This window comes from Acinetobacter sp. 228 (genome assembly GCF_048147885.1).
On the sequence record NZ_JAYWYV010000006.1, the window covers coordinates 176,613 to 192,593 of the forward strand.

The 15,981-nt window shown below is 46.7% G+C and carries 13 protein-coding genes and 1 tRNA gene; 9 read left to right on the plus strand and 5 right to left on the minus strand.

The genetic code is table 11. From position 1 onward, the window contains the following. The first annotated feature begins 142 nt into the window (after window positions 1-142). The 9 genes from VXQ92_RS07145 (at window position 143) to VXQ92_RS07185 (ending at window position 10,417) form a co-directional block, all read left to right on the plus strand. Complete coding sequence (locus VXQ92_RS07145; RefSeq protein WP_416680943.1) at window positions 143-1,030, plus strand: SDR family NAD(P)-dependent oxidoreductase; 888 nt, start codon at window positions 143-145, stop codon at window positions 1,028-1,030. Window positions 1,031-1,256: 226 nt separating this feature from the next. Then, on the plus strand, window positions 1,257-2,039 hold the full coding sequence (gene hisIE / locus VXQ92_RS07150; RefSeq protein WP_416680944.1) for a bifunctional phosphoribosyl-AMP cyclohydrolase/phosphoribosyl-ATP diphosphatase HisIE: 783 nt from the start codon (window positions 1,257-1,259) through the stop codon (window positions 2,037-2,039). 15 nt (window positions 2,040-2,054) lie between these two features. Further along, entirely contained in the window at window positions 2,055-3,557 is a 1,503-nt protein-coding gene (locus tag VXQ92_RS07155; protein ID WP_144723582.1) for a UvrD-helicase domain-containing protein, read from the plus strand. Window positions 3,558-4,196: 639 nt separating this feature from the next. Beyond that, the gene (locus tag VXQ92_RS07160; protein ID WP_064094621.1) at window positions 4,197-7,034 is read left to right on the plus strand and encodes a monovalent cation/H+ antiporter subunit A; all 2,838 of its coding nucleotides are present in this window, start codon (window positions 4,197-4,199) and stop codon (window positions 7,032-7,034) included. Window positions 7,035-7,038: 4 nt separating this feature from the next. After that, window positions 7,039-7,404 carry a Na+/H+ antiporter subunit C gene (locus VXQ92_RS07165; protein WP_004281114.1) on the plus strand — a complete coding sequence of 122 codons (366 nt, stop codon included), beginning with the start codon at window positions 7,039-7,041 and terminating at the stop codon, window positions 7,402-7,404. Continuing rightward, window positions 7,404-9,212 (plus strand): monovalent cation/H+ antiporter subunit D, encoded by a 1,809-nt coding sequence (locus VXQ92_RS07170; protein ID WP_416680946.1) that lies wholly within the window; start codon window positions 7,404-7,406, stop codon window positions 9,210-9,212. Before VXQ92_RS07165 ends, VXQ92_RS07170 begins: the two co-directional genes overlap by 1 nt. Then, the gene (locus tag VXQ92_RS07175) at window positions 9,212-9,730 is read left to right on the plus strand and encodes a Na+/H+ antiporter subunit E (protein WP_416680947.1); all 519 of its coding nucleotides are present in this window, start codon (window positions 9,212-9,214) and stop codon (window positions 9,728-9,730) included. The genes VXQ92_RS07170 and VXQ92_RS07175 overlap by 1 nt, the downstream gene beginning before the upstream one ends. Beyond that, window positions 9,727-10,002, plus strand: a complete 276-nt coding sequence (locus VXQ92_RS07180; RefSeq protein ID WP_064094624.1) for a monovalent cation/H+ antiporter subunit F — start codon at window positions 9,727-9,729, stop codon at window positions 10,000-10,002. The genes VXQ92_RS07175 and VXQ92_RS07180 overlap by 4 nt, the downstream gene beginning before the upstream one ends. A gap of 10 nt (window positions 10,003-10,012) precedes the next feature. Continuing rightward, the gene (locus VXQ92_RS07185) at window positions 10,013-10,417 is read left to right on the plus strand and encodes a Na+/H+ antiporter subunit G (RefSeq protein WP_064094625.1); all 405 of its coding nucleotides are present in this window, start codon (window positions 10,013-10,015) and stop codon (window positions 10,415-10,417) included. A gap of 99 nt (window positions 10,418-10,516) precedes the next feature. Here VXQ92_RS07185 and VXQ92_RS07190 read toward each other — a convergent pair whose 3' ends face one another. From VXQ92_RS07190 to VXQ92_RS07210, 5 genes are all read right to left on the minus strand, one after another. Beyond that, window positions 10,517-10,921 carry a ribosome-binding factor A gene (locus VXQ92_RS07190; RefSeq protein ID WP_064102366.1) on the minus strand — a complete coding sequence of 135 codons (405 nt, stop codon included), beginning with the start codon at window positions 10,919-10,921 and terminating at the stop codon, window positions 10,517-10,519. Further along, entirely contained in the window at window positions 10,921-13,626 is a 2,706-nt protein-coding gene (infB, locus tag VXQ92_RS07195) for a translation initiation factor IF-2 (RefSeq protein WP_416680948.1), read from the minus strand. Before infB ends, VXQ92_RS07190 begins: the two co-directional genes overlap by 1 nt. 10 nt (window positions 13,627-13,636) lie before the next feature. After that, window positions 13,637-15,121: a transcription termination factor NusA gene (gene nusA / locus VXQ92_RS07200; RefSeq protein WP_064094628.1), complete on the minus strand. Its 1,485-nt coding sequence runs from the start codon at window positions 15,119-15,121 to the stop codon at window positions 13,637-13,639. Window positions 15,122-15,156: 35 nt separating this feature from the next. After that, entirely contained in the window at window positions 15,157-15,681 is a 525-nt protein-coding gene (rimP, locus tag VXQ92_RS07205) for a ribosome maturation factor RimP (RefSeq protein WP_416680949.1), read from the minus strand. Between the two features lie 223 nt (window positions 15,682-15,904). Next, a tRNA-Met gene (locus VXQ92_RS07210) sits at window positions 15,905-15,981 on the minus strand.

Here is a 15,981-nt window from a genome sequence, read left to right on the forward strand (position 1 = left end):
ATTTCAATAATTTAATGTATAGATTTTCCTGAAGAATTAGTTATCATATCCGTACTCACCTTCGCTCTCGTCTTCTGTTAGAGCGCCATAGACCTTTAATAAAAATAATTTGAACGCAGACTTCAAATTAGGGATAACAAACGTGAAAACTAGACTACTCAAACAACTGGAAAAGTGTGTTGCAGGTAAAACCGTGCTGATTACTGGTGCATCCAGCGGTATTGGCCTAACCACAGCACATCAATTAGCCGATGCAGGTGCCCATGTTTTACTGGTAGCCCGTACTCAAGAAACCCTAGAACAAGTAAAATCAGAAATTGAAGCAAAAGGCGGTAAAGCCTCGATATTTCCATGTGATTTAAACAATATGGAAGCGATTGACGAAGTCTCCAAGCAGATCATTGCTTCAGTCGACCATATTGATATCCTGATTAATAATGCAGGCCGTTCGATTCGCCGTGCCGTACATGAATCGGTAGATCGTTTCCATGATTTCGAGCGTACCATGCAGCTGAATTATTTTGGTGCGGTGCGTCTGGTAATGAATATCCTGCCACAAATGATGATTCGCCGCGCGGGTCATATCATCAATATCAGTTCAATTGGCGTGTTGGCCAATGCGACCCGCTTTTCAGCCTATGTTGCATCAAAAGCTGCGCTGGATGCCTTTAGCCGCTGCCTGTCTGCTGAAGTACATGCGCATAAAATTGCAATCACCTCGGTTTATATGCCTTTAGTGCGTACCCCGATGATTGCACCGACCAAAATCTATAAATATGTTCCAACGCTTTCTCCAGAACAGGCGGCCGACCTGATTGCCTATGCAATCATGAAGCGCCCGAAGAAAGTCGCGACCGGTTTGGGTCGTCTGGCATCCATTACCTATTCCATTGCGCCAGATATCAACAATGTCTTGATGTCCATTGGTTTCAACCTGTTCCCAAGTTCAACTGCATCTGTGGGTCAGCCACAAAAATTGAACTTGGTGCAAAAAGCATATGCGCGTCTGTTCCCGGGCGAACACTGGTAATTTTTCATATGGATAATTGAATCGCAATACGAGCCGCCAACTAGGCGGCTTTTCTCTGTCTCATTTTTACAAGATCTGAAATAAAGTGGACTGATTTAAAAAACCACGACACAGCCTGTCCTGAACAACACAGATTTTTGCCGCAAATGCTGCGAGATCACGTACACTATCAGCGGATATTTCCTATCCGTATTTTTATATTTTGATTGAAATGATGGAAACCCTTATGAACAATGTGCAATGGCTCGATGAAGTAAAATTTAACGAACAAGGATTAGTCCCTGCCATTGCCCAGCATCATCAAACTGGACGTGTGTTGATGGTGGCCTGGATGAACCGTGAAGCATTGGCTTTAACTGCCGAAAAAAATCAGGCAGTGTATTTCTCCCGTTCACGCAACAAATTATGGCATAAGGGTGAAGAATCAGGACATTTTCAGACTGTACATGAAATCCGTCTGGACTGTGATGCCGACGTGATTGTGCTGCAAATTGAACAGCATGGCGGTATCGCCTGCCATACCGGTCGCGAATCATGTTTCTATCGCAAACTCACGCCAAATGGCTGGGAAATTGTCGATGCACAGCTGAAAGATCCATCTGCGATTTATGGCGAAAAATCTACGAATCCGCATACGCTGGCGATGGAAGCATCAACCGCCCAATCTGAACAGGTCGAAGTCTTGTCTTATCTGGGACAAATGATGGCAGAACGCAAACAGGCCGATCCGGATTCCTCTTATGTAGCCAAGCTCTACCATAAAGGCCTGAACAAGATTCTGGAAAAAGTGGGTGAAGAAAGCTTTGAAACTGTGCTGGCAGCCAAAGACTTTGATCAGGATGCTTCGGCAGACCATAAAAATGATCTGATCTATGAAGTGGCAGATCTTTGGTTCCATACCATCGTCATGCTCGGTTATTTCGACCTGGATGTGCAATTGGTATTAAATGAACTGGCACGTCGCCAAGGCTTGTCTGGTCTGGTTGAAAAAGCCAACCGTCAGCATTAAGCCTTGAATTCATCTGTGTCTGATTTAAAAAAACCGACCGCGACCTATGAGCAGGCGACTGCCATTGATAACGCACGTCTGGGCAAATCCTTTAAGGTGATTGCCTATGCAGGTACAGGTAAAACGACTACCCTGCAAATGATCAGTGATGCCATGCCGCAAAGACGTGGCATGTATCTGGCCTTTAACAAAGCCATTGCCAGTGAAGCGCAGGCCAGGTTCCACCGGGGCGTGGATTGCCGGACTTTTCACTCGCTGGCATTTCGCAGTGTTCCACGTGGAGTGACCGACAAGCTGCGTCTGCCACGCTTGAGTCCGAGTTTTATTGCCAAAGAGTACCGGCTTGAACCGATGACTATGCGCCGCATGATGGGCGGACGCTATGAGAAATATGTCTTGATGCCATCAAGACTGGCAAGCTTGGTCGCCAATGCGGTCGGCTATTTCTGTTCGACCAGTTCGCAGTATCCTGCCCCGCGGCATATTCAGGCGCCAAGCTGGCTACATCCGGATGATATCGAGACCTTGCAGCAGAAGCTTTATCCGGCAGTCGAACGGCGCTGGCTAGAGTCGATTGATCCAAATCATCAGGCCGGCATTGGTCATGACATTTACCTGAAACTCTGGGCACTGTCTGAGCCGAATATTCCGGCCGATTATGTGCTATTCGATGAAGCTCAGGATGCCGATCCCTTAATGCTGGGAATTCTACTGAAACAGCGCAGCACCCAAGTGATTTATGTCGGAGATGCGCATCAGCAGATCTATGCCTGGCGCGGTGCAGTCAATGCCATGCAGCAACTGCCTCTGCCTGAATCACGTCTGACCACCTCATTTCGTTTTGGTCCTGAAATTGCCCTGAATGCCAATGCCATTTTAGGTGCCCTCAATGAGACTGTGCCTTTGCTGGGCAATCCGTTGTTAGATTCTAAAGTCGTGAATAAACCGCATACCAAAATGCGTGATGCAATTTTATGTCGGACCAATGCCCGGGCCATGGAATTGCTACTGGCCGGACTGGTACGCGGTGACAAAGTCAGCCTGCAGGCCGATCATGTCAAACTGAATCGCTTTGTCGATGCGGCTGCTATACTAAAACAGGGCAAGCGTGTGGTTGATGTGCCGGAACTGGCCTGGTTTAACTCCTGGCATGATGTCCATGAATACTGTGAAACCAATGAAGGCAGTGACATCAAGCCACTGGTCAAACTGGTGGACGAGCATGGCACCGATCCGCTGAAAAAAGCCCTGGCTAAAATTACCCCGATTGCCCAGGCTGACTATATTATTTCCACGGCGCACAAAGCCAAAGGTCTGGAGTGGGATCGGGTTCATATTGAAGATGACTATCAATTCAAGCTGAATGAAAAAGACCATAAAATTAGTGATGAAGAATTAAGATTACTTTATGTGGCCTGTACCCGTGCCAAAGTGAGTTTAAATATTCATCACATTTATGACCTGATTCAGCAACTGAAAATCAAAATGCCGCAGTCGCTCCGCCAGGCAGCCGGTTAAGATGTAAATATAGATGTGAACAACATGGGACTAAAGTAACGTCCATCGAAGTACTTTATTCATGATAATTACTCTGTTTAGCAAAAATAGCCTGGCCATTTTCCAGTCTGCTTAAGCTCATGAAACAGATTTAGGTAGGTACCTAGTAGCCATTAGAAAATGTTTATATAGATAAAACTCCCCGAAAACTCAAAAATAACCAAGTACATTTTGGGGACCTGATATAGAGAGGCTTGAAAAGAAAAATATCAAGTCAGGCAGTTTCCCCAGCATAAGAAACCCTGTTTTTATTTATATTTACAATCAATGGCTGAGATCTAATCTTAATTTTCGGTCACTTCTGGATGATCTGTTTAAGCATCCCTCTGCGGTTAAAACCAAGCTCACGTATAATTTATAAGTTCCACATAAAAACGTTGATGTTGTTGTTATCCTGTAATATGATCGGATTTATTTGCGAATTTCATTGTAAAATCGGAATTTGCTATCGTTCATAAGTTGCGCAATACAACTGTTTTATATTCTTTTTGAATATTCTTTTGGCTTTCAAGATTGAGAAGTTTGGATCGCTCCTTGTGATCCTGTAGTCCTTGGAAGATAAAGATTCACCCTAGGTTGGTCACAGCCTAAATCACGACAATGGATACGAGTGTGCTGCCGATTATTATATTGTTACCGTTAGTATTAGGCACAACCCTTGTCTCGTGGCTGAAGCAATTTTCGCGCGAGGTAACGGCTTTAGGGGCAATTGGTGTCAGCCTCAGCAGTTTCTTATTATTATTGAGTCAGGCGCCTGCCATATTTGATGGCGCAGTGATTACCCAGACCTGGTCCTGGCTGCCGCAGCTGGGTATTGATTTCAGTTTTCGTCTGGATTCCCTGGGACTGCTGTTTGCCCTGCTGATCAGCGGGATTGGTACGCTGATTTATATTTATGCCTATTATTATCTGAATCCCAAAAATTCGCTGAGCAAGCTGTATCTTCTGCTGATGCTGTTTATGGCAGCTATGCTCGGGATTTCATTGTCAAATAACCTGATTCTTTTATTGGTTTTCTGGGAATTGACCAGTATTTCATCTTTCCTGCTAGTGGGTTACTGGAGCAATTACGAAGCTGCGCAACGTGGCTCACGTATGGCTCTGACCATTACTGGACTGGGTGGTCTGGCCATGCTGGGTGGTTTTATCCTGCTTGGTCAAATCACTGGTACCTACCAGATTGATCAAATCCTGACGATGACCGAACAGATTCAGTCACATGCTTTATTTGTACCGGCTCTCTTGCTGATTTTACTCGGTGCTTTTACCAAAAGTGCGCAGTTTCCCTTCCATTTCTGGTTACCGAATGCCATGGCTGCGCCGACACCTGTCTCGGCCTATTTACACTCGGCCACTATGGTCAAAGCCGGTTTATTTCTGGTCGCACGCTTGCTACCGATCTTCGTCGGTGCTGCACTGTTTCATAATATTGTAACCTTTGTCGGTCTGTTTACCCTATGTATGGCCGCTTTTTTTGCCATTTTCAAGGAAGACCTGAAGGGCTTACTCGCCTATTCAACCATCAGCCATTTAGGCCTGATCATGTGTCTGCTTGGGATCGGTTCTCCTCTGGCGGTTGCAGCTGCAATTTTTCATATTATTAACCATGCCACCTTTAAAGCGGCCCTGTTTATGATTGCCGGAATTATCGACCATGAATCGGGCACACGTGACTTGCGCAAACTGTCAGGCTTATGGCAACTGCTACCCTATACCGCTACCCTGACCATGATTACGGCGGCGGCTATGGCAGGTGTGCCACTGACCAATGGCTTCCTGTCCAAGGAAATGTTCTTTACCGAACTGGTCGCGAACTTGAGTGGTCCGGTCATGGTCGTTTCAGCCATTGTCGCAACACTGGCCGGGATTTTTGCAGTCGCCTATTCTACTCGACTGGTGCATGGGGTATTTTTCGATGGTCCGCTAGGCAAGCAGGTTCCGAATAAAGATGCACATGAACCTCCGTTTGGCATGCGTGCACCCGCAACCTTATTGGCAATCTTGTGTATTTTGGTGGGTATATTCCCGGCACTTCTGGTTGAAAAAATTGTAAACAGCTCCACCCGGGCATCGACTCAGGATTTTGCTTTTGAAGGCACTCATCTGGCACTATGGCATGGCTTCAACCTGCCGCTGCTGATGAGCGTGATAGCCCTCGTTGGCGGAGTCATCTTCTATTTTTCTCTTGCCAAAGGTGGCACCTTACGCGAAATCGACCTGGATCCAAAACTGGGCCGCTTGCAGGGCCGGGTATTATTCGAGCTGTTTTTGAAAAATCTGCTGCTGAATTCACGCCGTTTCCGCCGTGCCACTGAAAATGGCAAATTACAAAGCTATTTATTGTGGATCGTGATTTTTACTGTCGCACTGGTCAGTTTCCCACTGGTGAACAATGCGGTGGGCACGGGTACACGTGAACTGACCCACGCCCCTGCTCTGGCGATTATCTTGTGGTTACTCCTGTTTTCTGCCTGCTGGATGCTGCTGTGGTTCCATCATGAGCGGATTAAAGCCGTACTGATTAGCGGTGCAGTTGGTCTGGTCGTCACCATGGTTTTTATCGGTTTCTCGGCACCCGATCTGGCATTGACCCAGATTACGGTTGATGTGGTCACCACGGTTCTGCTACTGATGAGTTTATCTTTACTGCCTCAGTTAACACCGTATGAATCGAGTCCGACCCGTCGCTGGCGTGATGCCATTATTGCAATAGGTGGCGGTCTTGGAATTGCGGCAATTGCCTGGCTGATCATGACCCGTGATCATAATTCCATTTCATGGTTCTTCCTGCAACAGTCGATTCCACTGGGCGGCGGCACCAATGTGGTGAATGTGATTCTGGTCGACTTCCGTGGTTTCGATACCTTTGGCGAAATTACCGTACTTGGAATTGCCGCGATTGGTGTACTTAGCCTGATGGATGGAATGCGTGCCCATGGCGCCACTATCACCCAGGGTCTGACCTATCGTTTTAATCCTTCACCCCTGATGTTACGTATTACTGCATCATGGATCTTGCCTGTAGCACTGGTGGTCAGCCTGTACATCTTTATGCGTGGCCATAATTTGCCAGGCGGTGGATTTATTGCAGGCTTGGTCACCTCACTGGCACTTATTATTCAATATATCGCAGTGGGGCAGGATAAAACCGAACAGTTGCTGGGGGCCAAATCTGGCCGTCTCTATGAAATCTGGATTGGAGTCGGCTTAACCATTGCCGGTTTGACCGGTGTCGCGGCCTGGTTCTGGTCACGTCCATTCCTGACCAGTGCACATATCTATGTCTCTCCGCCAATGATTGGAGAAATGCATTTGGCTTCGGCTGCGCTGTTTGATGTTGGCGTTTATGTCACTGTTGTGGGTGCAACGATGCTGATGATTTCAGTCTTAGGCGATTCACGTCACTCAAGCATGACTGGCCCTGTACCAAGAGGATAATAGAATGATCAGTTTAGAATTTTTATTAGCCTCTGCGATTGGCCTGCTGACGGCCACAGGCATTTATCTGATCCTGCGTGCCCGTACCTTCCCGGTAGTGTTGGGTCTCGCCATGATTGGTTATGCAGTCAACCTGTTTTTATTTGCCATGGGCCGAATTCAGATGAATTCGCCTGCAGTATTGACTGAAGCCTCGAAAGTGACCGATCCCCTTCCTCAGGCACTGGTGCTGACAGCCATCGTGATTGGCTTTGCCACCACTGCCTTTATTGTCCAACTGGCATTGCGTAGCCGCTACGAATCAGGAACAGACCACGTTGACTCCAAAGAAGAAATACCAAATCTTGACCCGCGCGAGGATGAGCCTTAATGACTGATCTTCTCAATTTCTGGAATCAACATACCCCTATTTTCAGTATTCTTTTACCGGCCTTTACCGCTTTTGTCCTGGTTCTTTTAGGCAACCCGGGTTCAGGCTCTCTGGTGACGGACTGGCGTCAGCCCTGGCGTCGGGGTATCAGCTATGTCTCGAGTATCTTGGGCCTGATCATTGCTGTCAGCTATTTAGTAGACAGTAATCAGGGTCAGATCAATGTTTATACGCTGGGCGAATGGGTCGCACCTTTTGGTATTGTACTGGTTCTCGATCAGCTCTCTGCGATGATGCTGGTTTTGACCTATGCCCTTGCAGTGCCGGTGCTCTGGTATGCCAGTAAAGAATGGGATATGCGTGGGCGTTATTTCCATGCCATGGTGCATTTCCTGCTCATGGGTTTGACCGGTGCCTTCCTGACCGGTGACCTGTTTAACCTGTTCGTGTTTTTTGAAATCTTGTTGATGGCATCCTATGTACTACTGCTACATGGACAAGGCAAGGCCCGTTTCCAGCTGGGAATCCACTACGTCACCATTAATCTGTTTGCTTCTGCCCTATTCCTGATTGGACTCGGGATGATTTATGGCAGTGTCGGCAGTCTGAATATGGCAGATGTGGCCCGCTTGATGCCTACCCTCGCTGAAGATCAGCACAAGCTGGCGGTTGCTGGTGGATTAATGCTGTTTGTCGTGTTCGGAATTAAAGCGGCGATGCTACCGCTTGGCTTCTGGTTACCCAAAACCTATGCCGTAGCCACCACACCTGTGGCAGCACTCTTTACCATCATGACCAAAGTCGGGGTGTATGCAATTTTACGGATTAATGGAACTGTTTTTGATGATGAATACAGCCACCAGATCCTGATGAATTGCCTGCTGGTGATTGGTCTGATTACGTCGGTTTATGGCGTGATTTGCGCAATCGGCACAGAACGTCTGCGCCGTTTTATCGGCTTTATGGTGCTGTCTTCAGTCGGAACAATTCTGGTAGCAATCGGCATGAATACAACTGCAGCCTGGGCCGGTGCATTGTATTATATGGTGCACAGTACCCTGATTGGCGCAGCCTTTTATATCCTGTCAGGCTGGATTACCTCACAGCGCGGCGAATTTAAGGATCACTTTAAAATCGCGCCACTGATGAAACAGAACAAGCTGGTTTCGATTGTCTATTTCATCATTGCCTTGATGATGGCCGGCCTGCCACCGTTTAGTGGTTTCTTCGGTAAAGTCTTTATTTTGCAGGCTTCTGCCAATTCAGACTATCAGATGATTATTATCCTGACCATTTTATTGGTAAGCTTCCTCAGTATTCTGGCCTTTACCCGGGTTGGTTTCGTGCTGTTCTGGCGTTCGACCAGACCTGAGGATGACCTTAATTCTGAAGATTTTCACAAATACGAAGCCCTACCAAGTAAGGCACCCGCACGTAATGATCGTGTAATCTATCTATTGCTTGCTGGCCTGACTGCCTATGTGGTGTTTGCCGGACCGATCTATCAATATAATTATCAGACTGCAGAACAGATTAAAAATAATCCGGTTTATGAAGCTGCCTTGTTAAAACGCGATGCAGAAGGCCAGTTTATCAGTGTGCAACCTTTTGATCCAAGCTATTTACCTGAAACCAAGTACGGTGGTGAGACAGTCGATCCGAATGCACATCTGGTTCCTTATACGATTTCGGAAGCCACTCTGGAAGGTGAAAACATTTCTGAATTCAAGCAACGCCAGATTGATCAGCAGTATGTTGAACAAAACAGATATGATGATAATCAACTTAAACCGGTGGAGGGACCTTAATGGCTGTATCATTCCTGCAACGTTGGTTCCCGCATCCGCTGGTTTCTGTGATCGTTGGGCTAAGCTGGATTCTGCTGGCACATAATCTGGAAGCTGGAACATTGCTTTTCGCGCTGGTTCTGGCGATTGTCATTCCGAAAATGGTTGCACCTTTTATTGACTATACCCCGAATATGCAGTGGGCTCCTGCCCTGCGCCTGTTCTTTGTCGTGGTTTGGGATATTGTAGTAGCCAATATTAAAGTCGCAAAACTGGTACTTGGTCCAACCAAGAACCTGCATCCGAAATGGTTTCGCGTGCCTTTGGAAACCGAGCATGAGGAAGTCAATGCCTTGCTGGCAATGATCATTACTACAACGCCCGGTACAGTATCTGCAGGCATTGATCAGGATCGTGGTGATATTCTGGTTCATGCCTTAAGCACAGAGGATGAAGCAGCAGAAATCGAAACGATCAAACAGCGCTACGAACAGCCTCTGATTGAAATTTTCAGCGCACAGACAGGAGAAAAAGCATGACTATTCTGCCTTATGCATTAATGATTTGCCTGGGTGCTATCACTGTCTCGATGTTACTCTGCCTGATCCGGCTCATCACTGGCCCTTCTATCGTTGACCGGCTCTTGGCACTCGATACCCTGTTCCTGAATGCCACCTGTCTGATTGTCATTTTAGGGATTTACTGGAGTAGCAGCTTCCTGTTTGAAGGGGCCTTACTGGTTGCGATGCTTGGCTTTGTTTCGACTGCAGCCTTGGCACGTTATTTCACCACTGGCCATGTGATCGACTAGGAGTTTTTAAATGTCCTTAATTTTAGAAATACTGGTGTCGATTTTTTTATTGATTGGTGCTTTCTTTATGCTGGTCGGCGGGATCGGTATGGTCCGTCTGCCCGATCTGTTTATGCGTCTGCACGCCCCGACCAAATCCAGTACTTTGGGCCTGGGCAGCTTTTTGATGGCTTCAATTCTGTTCTCGGCCATATATGGCCGTTTCGGTTTTGCTGAAGTGCTCATCACCCTGTTCGCCTTCATTACCGCACCGGTATCTGCCAATCTGATGGCACAGGCTGCATTGCATTTGCGTTTACGCTCTTTGAGTGGCGAGGTTCCGGAAACGCTGGAACGCCCTCTGCCTTGGCAGCGCTCACGTCGCCGTGCTTTTTATGAGAAAAAAATGAACCATAAAGATGATGATCTCACTTAATCCAGACTATTTTTAGATTGGTCTATCAGTAGCTTAATTTTTGATACAACCAGACAATAAAAAAGCCACCCAAAGGTGGCTTTTTTATTGTGTTAAGACTTATTCATCGTCTTTTTTTGCTTCTGCTTCAGGCAAGTCCTTCACAGCTTCAGCGATCAAACCAAACATATAGTTACCATATGCATTGGTCTTATCATAATGGAAACGTAGACGAGGCGTAATACGGGTTTTAATACGACGACTCAGTTCATGGCGCAGAAAACCGGATGCTTTGTTTAATACATCCAGAGTTTCTTTATTTGCCGCTTCGCTCTGTTCGTCGCCAAGTTCACGTCCCATTACAGTGACATAAACTTCCGCATATCCCAGGTCTGGGCTCACCTTCACCGCAGAGATGGTCACCAGACCACCTAAGCGTGGATCTTTCAGCTCCTGACGGATCAGTTCTGACAACTCGCGTTGTACTGTATCCGCCATACGCTTCAGACGTTGACTACCCGCCATTAAAGACTCCGTTTAATCAGTTGAACATCATACACTTCGATCTTGTCGAGAGGTTTGATGTCTTTATAGCCTTTCACCGCAAGACCACATTCCATACCGGCACGAACTTCTTCAACCACTTCTTTGTAGCGACGAAGAGATTCAAGCTCACCCTGGAACACAACCACGTCATCACGTAATACGCGAATCGGTTTGTTACGATGTAATACGCCTTCAAGCACCATACAGCCTGCCGCCGCACCGAATTTACTTGAGTGGAATACTTCACGTACCTGTGCAACACCCAGAATCGTTTCACGATGTTCAGGTGCAAGCTTACCGCTCATTGCTGCTTTCACGTCATCGATCAATTGATAGATGATTGAGTAGTAACGAATGTCGATATTGTCCGCATCGGCTTTTTGGCGTGCTGCATTATCCGCACGTACGTTAAAGCCAAGCAGAACTGCTTCTGAAGATTCAGCCAGTGTTACGTCAGACTCGGTGATTGCACCAACGCCTGAACCGATAATACGTACTTTCACTTCATCTGTTGCAAGTTCAGCAAGTGCTACATGCAAGGCTTCCAGCGTACCGCGTACATCAGTCTTCAGTACCACATTGACGATAGGCACATCTTTCTTGCCCATAGATGCCATGATATTTTCAAGACGCATTGCAGATTGACGCTCAAGACGTTTTTGACGTTCACGGTCCATACGCGCATCAGCAACTTCACGTGCTTTCTTCTCATCGCTGACCACAAGAACTTCATCACCCGCCATTGGTGCTTCTGGAAGACCCAGAATTTCAACCGGAATTGAAGGACCAGCAGACTTGATACGTTTACCGTTTTCATCTGTCATCGCACGTACGCGACCATAAGACGAACCAGCAAGTACCAGGTCACCCACTTTCAGGGTACCGTTTTGAACAAGAATAGAAGTCACAGCACCACGGCTGTTATCTACACGTGCTTCAATAACCACACCTTGCGCAGCACCTTCTTCAGATGCTTTCAACTCTAACATTTCTGCTTGAATCAAAATCAGGTCCAGCAGCTCATCAATACCTTGACCCGTGTGGGCTGAAACCATGGCAACCGGCACATCACCGCCCCATTGTTCAGGCACGATCTGTTTAGCAGTCAATTCATTCAGAACACGGTCTGGATCAGCAGACTCTTTATCCATCTTGTTGATCGCAACAATGATCGGCGTACCTGCAGCACGCGCATGATCAATTGCTTCTGCAGTTTGTGGCATCACACCATCATCTGCTGCTACAACAAGTACCACGATATCAGTCGCTTTGGCACCACGTGAACGCATCGCAGTAAACGCTGCGTGTCCCGGAGTATCAAGGAAAGTAATAATACCTTTATCGGTAGTTACATGGTAAGCGCCGATATGCTGGGTAATACCGCCCGCTTCACCTTGAGCCACTTTGGCACGGCGAATACGGTCAAGCAGTGATGTTTTACCATGGTCAACGTGACCCATGATAGTCACAACAGGCGCACGAGTGGTTTGCGCACCACGTGCTTCTTCAGCTGCTTCCAGCAAGTTATCTTCAGCTTGTGTATCAGAAACCAGTACCGGATTATGGCCCATTTCTTCAACCACAAGTGCAGCAATTTCCTGATCAATCGCCTGGTTCTGAGTTACTAGCTCACCCATTTTCATGAGTGATTTAATCACTTCGCGAACCTTAACTGCCATTTTCGCAGCCAAGTCAGCAACTACAATCGTTTCACCGATTTCAACATCGTAAACCTGTTTTTTCACAGGTTTTTCGAAACCATGCTTGTTGCCCTGGCTGGTTTTTAAACCACGTTTAGGCTGTTTGCTGAAGCTTTGCTCTTCCTGACCACGACGGCCACCTTTTTTCGGTGCACGCGCGCTCGGCGTATTGGTACCACGTTTGATTTCGCGGTCTTCTTTGGCAAAAGAGTCTTCATATGCCTGGCCAACAAGACCGGCTGCCAGAGGAGAATCATCAACAACACGAATGGTTGCAGTGGTATCTTCAGCAGAGTACTTGGTCGCCATTTGACGCATTTGTTCAAGCGTACGTTGCTGCGCTTCTTCAGCCGCTTTACGACGTGCTGCTTCTTCAACAGCTTTTAATTTTGCTGCTTCCGCTTCACGTAGTTTTTTCTGTTCAGCTGTTTCTACTTGCTTAACCGTTTGTTTTACAATCGGTTTATTGGTTGATTTGCGTTTTACCACAACTGCAGCTTTAGAAACTTCCTGCTTGTCACTGGTTTGCTTTGCAGCAGCACGCATCGCTTCTAGCGCTTTACTGGCATTATTGACGCCAGTTTTTGGAGCTTCAGCAGCAGCTTGCGCTGTATTCTGCTCAGGCGCAGCTTTGGCCTGTTGCTCAGCCTTGGCTTTCGCCAATGCTTCTGCTTTGATCTGTTCTGGATCTGGCTTAACAAATGTATGCTTCTTGCGAACTTCTACATTAATTGTTTTTGCCTTACCTGAAGTACTGGCTACTTTAGCCGTACTGGTCGTTTTACGTTTCAACGTGATTTGCCCTGCTTGGCTCTCTGAACCTTGTGATTTTTTCACATGGCTCATCAAGCTATCTTGTTGTTCGGTGGTAATAATATCGTCAGCTTTACGCTGTGGTAAACCTGCCTCACGAACCTGCTCTAGGAGCTTCTCAACTGGACGACCCACGCTGAGGGCTAACTCTTTAATTGACTTGTCCGTCATATACTGCCTCCTAGTTAAACCATGATTCGCGCGCTTTCATAATGAGTTGACCCGCTTTCTCAGCACCCAAACCTTCAATATCTGCGATATCGTCGGTTGCCTGATCTGCTAAATCATCCACGGTTACCACACCACGAGCTGCTAGAGCTTGCGCGATCTCTGCTGTCATGCCTTCCATTGCAACAAGTTCTTCACTTGGCGCTTGGATATTCTCTTGCTGTTGTAATGCATCAGCAAGTGCAATTTCTTTCGCACGGCTTTGCAATAATTCAACTAGTTCAGCATCAAGTTCGATTTCATCGAATGTTTCTGCCGGGACGTAAGCAATTTCTTCAAGCGAGGTGAAGCCCATTTCTACTAATGCCATCGCCAAATCTTCCGCGATATCCAGACGTTGTACAAACATGTCCAGATATTGTTGCGCTTCGTTTTGTTGACGGGCGTAGTATTCCTCTTCCAGCATCATGTCCAGCTTATAGCCAGTCAGTTCTGATGCCAGACGAACGTTCTGACCTTGTGAACCAATCGCACGTGCCAACTGATCGCTGGCAGCGAAGATAATATCCGCAGTACGTGCATCTTCATCGATGACAATACTCGATACATCTGCTGGTTCCAATGCACTTGCGATATATTGCGCAGGATCATCCGACCAGACTACGACATCAATACGCTCACCATTGAGCTCTTGCTGTACAGCCTGAATTCGGGTACCACGCATACCAATACAAGCACCCACCGGGTCAATACGGTGGTCATTGGTTTTTACTGCAATCTTGGCACGCACGCCCGGTTGACGAGCTGCAGCTTTAATTTCAATAATTTCTTCAGAAATCTCAGGGATCTCTTTCTTCATCAATGCGATCAGCATTTCAGGCTTGGCACGCGACAATAACAATTGCGCACCGCGACCTTCACGGTTCACGCTATAAAGAATTGCACTTACGCGCTGCTTTGGACGAAGAATCTCTTTCGGAATCATTTCTTCCCGGGCAAGATAAGCTTCGGCATTGTCACCTAAGTCGATAATAAAGCCATCTTTGGTTTGTTTTTTCACTTCACCGTAGATCAGCTCGCCGACTTTAGATTCATAAGCATCTGCCACAAGTGCGCGTTCTGCTTCACGGATTTTCTGTACGATCACTTGCTTGGCAATTTGTGCCGCAATACGACCGAAATCAATCGATTCAACTTCCAGTTCACGAATGTCGCCAATTGACCATTTTGCAGGATCAACATCAGAAATCGCATCCTGACAAGCTGGCATTTCATGATCTTCATCTGCCACCACTTCCCACTGACGGAAAGTGCGATAGTCACCTGTCTTGCGATCGATTTCCACACGTAAACGTGCTTCTTCCGAATTTGTACCTTCGTAGAATTTTTTCTTTGTCGCTGCAACTAAAGCTTGCTCAAGCGCCTCAAAGATCGCTTCACGAGGTACACCTTTTTCGTTACTAACCGTTTCAACGACGGTCAGAATTTCACGTGCCATACGTCACCTATGCGTTCAAATTCTTATTTATTAAATTAATCTTGGAAGACCAAATTTGCTTTATCAATATTGTGACTGTCGATCTCCAATACCTGCTGCTTTTCCACTTCAACCTGAACCATTTCACTTTCCAGGTCGACAGCAACCAGTTTTGCCTGGAATTTGCGACGGTTATCTACTGCGCTGATCAATCGTAGTGCTACGGTTTGACCAATATAACCTGACATCTGCTCAAGCTGGAAAAAAGGACGGTCCCAGCCTGGTGATGAAACCTCAAGTGAATACTCACCTGAAATTGGATCATGAACATCCAGCATTGCACCCACTTGCTGCGTGACACGCACACAATCCTGAACGCCAATACCACGACCCTGTTCTTCTTCACCATCTTCATTGACGACTGGTGCAACGCTCTCATCGACTGGTTTGTCGATATAGATACGTAATAACGAACGTTTCCCTTGTGGCAGGAACTCAATCCCCCAAAGGTTTACATTACAGGCTTCAACTGCCGGTGCAATCAAGTCCTGAAGTGCTTGAGTTTTATTTGATAGCTTCATTTACTCTCGTCATCTGGTGCGATTTTATGATCTATTTGACCACTACAAACCAATACAAACTATAGTAGTAGTGAAACATGGAGATTTGATCAAATAATGTCGACACTACACGATAGCCAATAAAAAAGGGCGTAAATCGCCCCAATTACTGCACAATTTAAGACTTTTTTCAAATCCCACTGTGCAAAAAGGCCCACCTTGTTGTGAGCCTCTTTTAGAAACTTGGTAGCGGGAGCTGGATTTGAACCAACGACCTTCGGGTTATGAGCCCGACGAGCTACCAGACTGCTCCATCCCGCA

Bases quoted from the DNA above. Each gene is read 5' to 3' on its own strand.
- hisIE (WP_416680944.1), top strand. From the start codon at position 1,257: ATGAACAATGTGCAATGGCTCGATGAAGTAAAATTTAACGAACAAGGA.
- VXQ92_RS07160 (WP_064094621.1), top strand. From the start codon at position 4,197: ATGGATACGAGTGTGCTGCCGATTATTATATTGTTACCGTTAGTATTA.
- VXQ92_RS07165 (WP_004281114.1), top strand. From the start codon at position 7,039: ATGATCAGTTTAGAATTTTTATTAGCCTCTGCGATTGGCCTGCTGACG.
- VXQ92_RS07170 (WP_416680946.1), top strand. From the start codon at position 7,404: ATGACTGATCTTCTCAATTTCTGGAATCAACATACCCCTATTTTCAGT.
- VXQ92_RS07175 (WP_416680947.1), top strand. From the start codon at position 9,212: ATGGCTGTATCATTCCTGCAACGTTGGTTCCCGCATCCGCTGGTTTCT.
- VXQ92_RS07180 (WP_064094624.1), top strand. From the start codon at position 9,727: ATGACTATTCTGCCTTATGCATTAATGATTTGCCTGGGTGCTATCACT.
- VXQ92_RS07185 (WP_064094625.1), top strand. From the start codon at position 10,013: ATGTCCTTAATTTTAGAAATACTGGTGTCGATTTTTTTATTGATTGGT.
- VXQ92_RS07190 (WP_064102366.1), bottom strand. From the start codon at position 10,921: ATGGCGGGTAGTCAACGTCTGAAGCGTATGGCGGATACAGTACAACGC.
- infB (WP_416680948.1), bottom strand. From the start codon at position 13,626: ATGACGGACAAGTCAATTAAAGAGTTAGCCCTCAGCGTGGGTCGTCCA.
- nusA (WP_064094628.1), bottom strand. From the start codon at position 15,121: ATGGCACGTGAAATTCTGACCGTCGTTGAAACGGTTAGTAACGAAAAA.
- rimP (WP_416680949.1), bottom strand. From the start codon at position 15,681: ATGAAGCTATCAAATAAAACTCAAGCACTTCAGGACTTGATTGCACCG.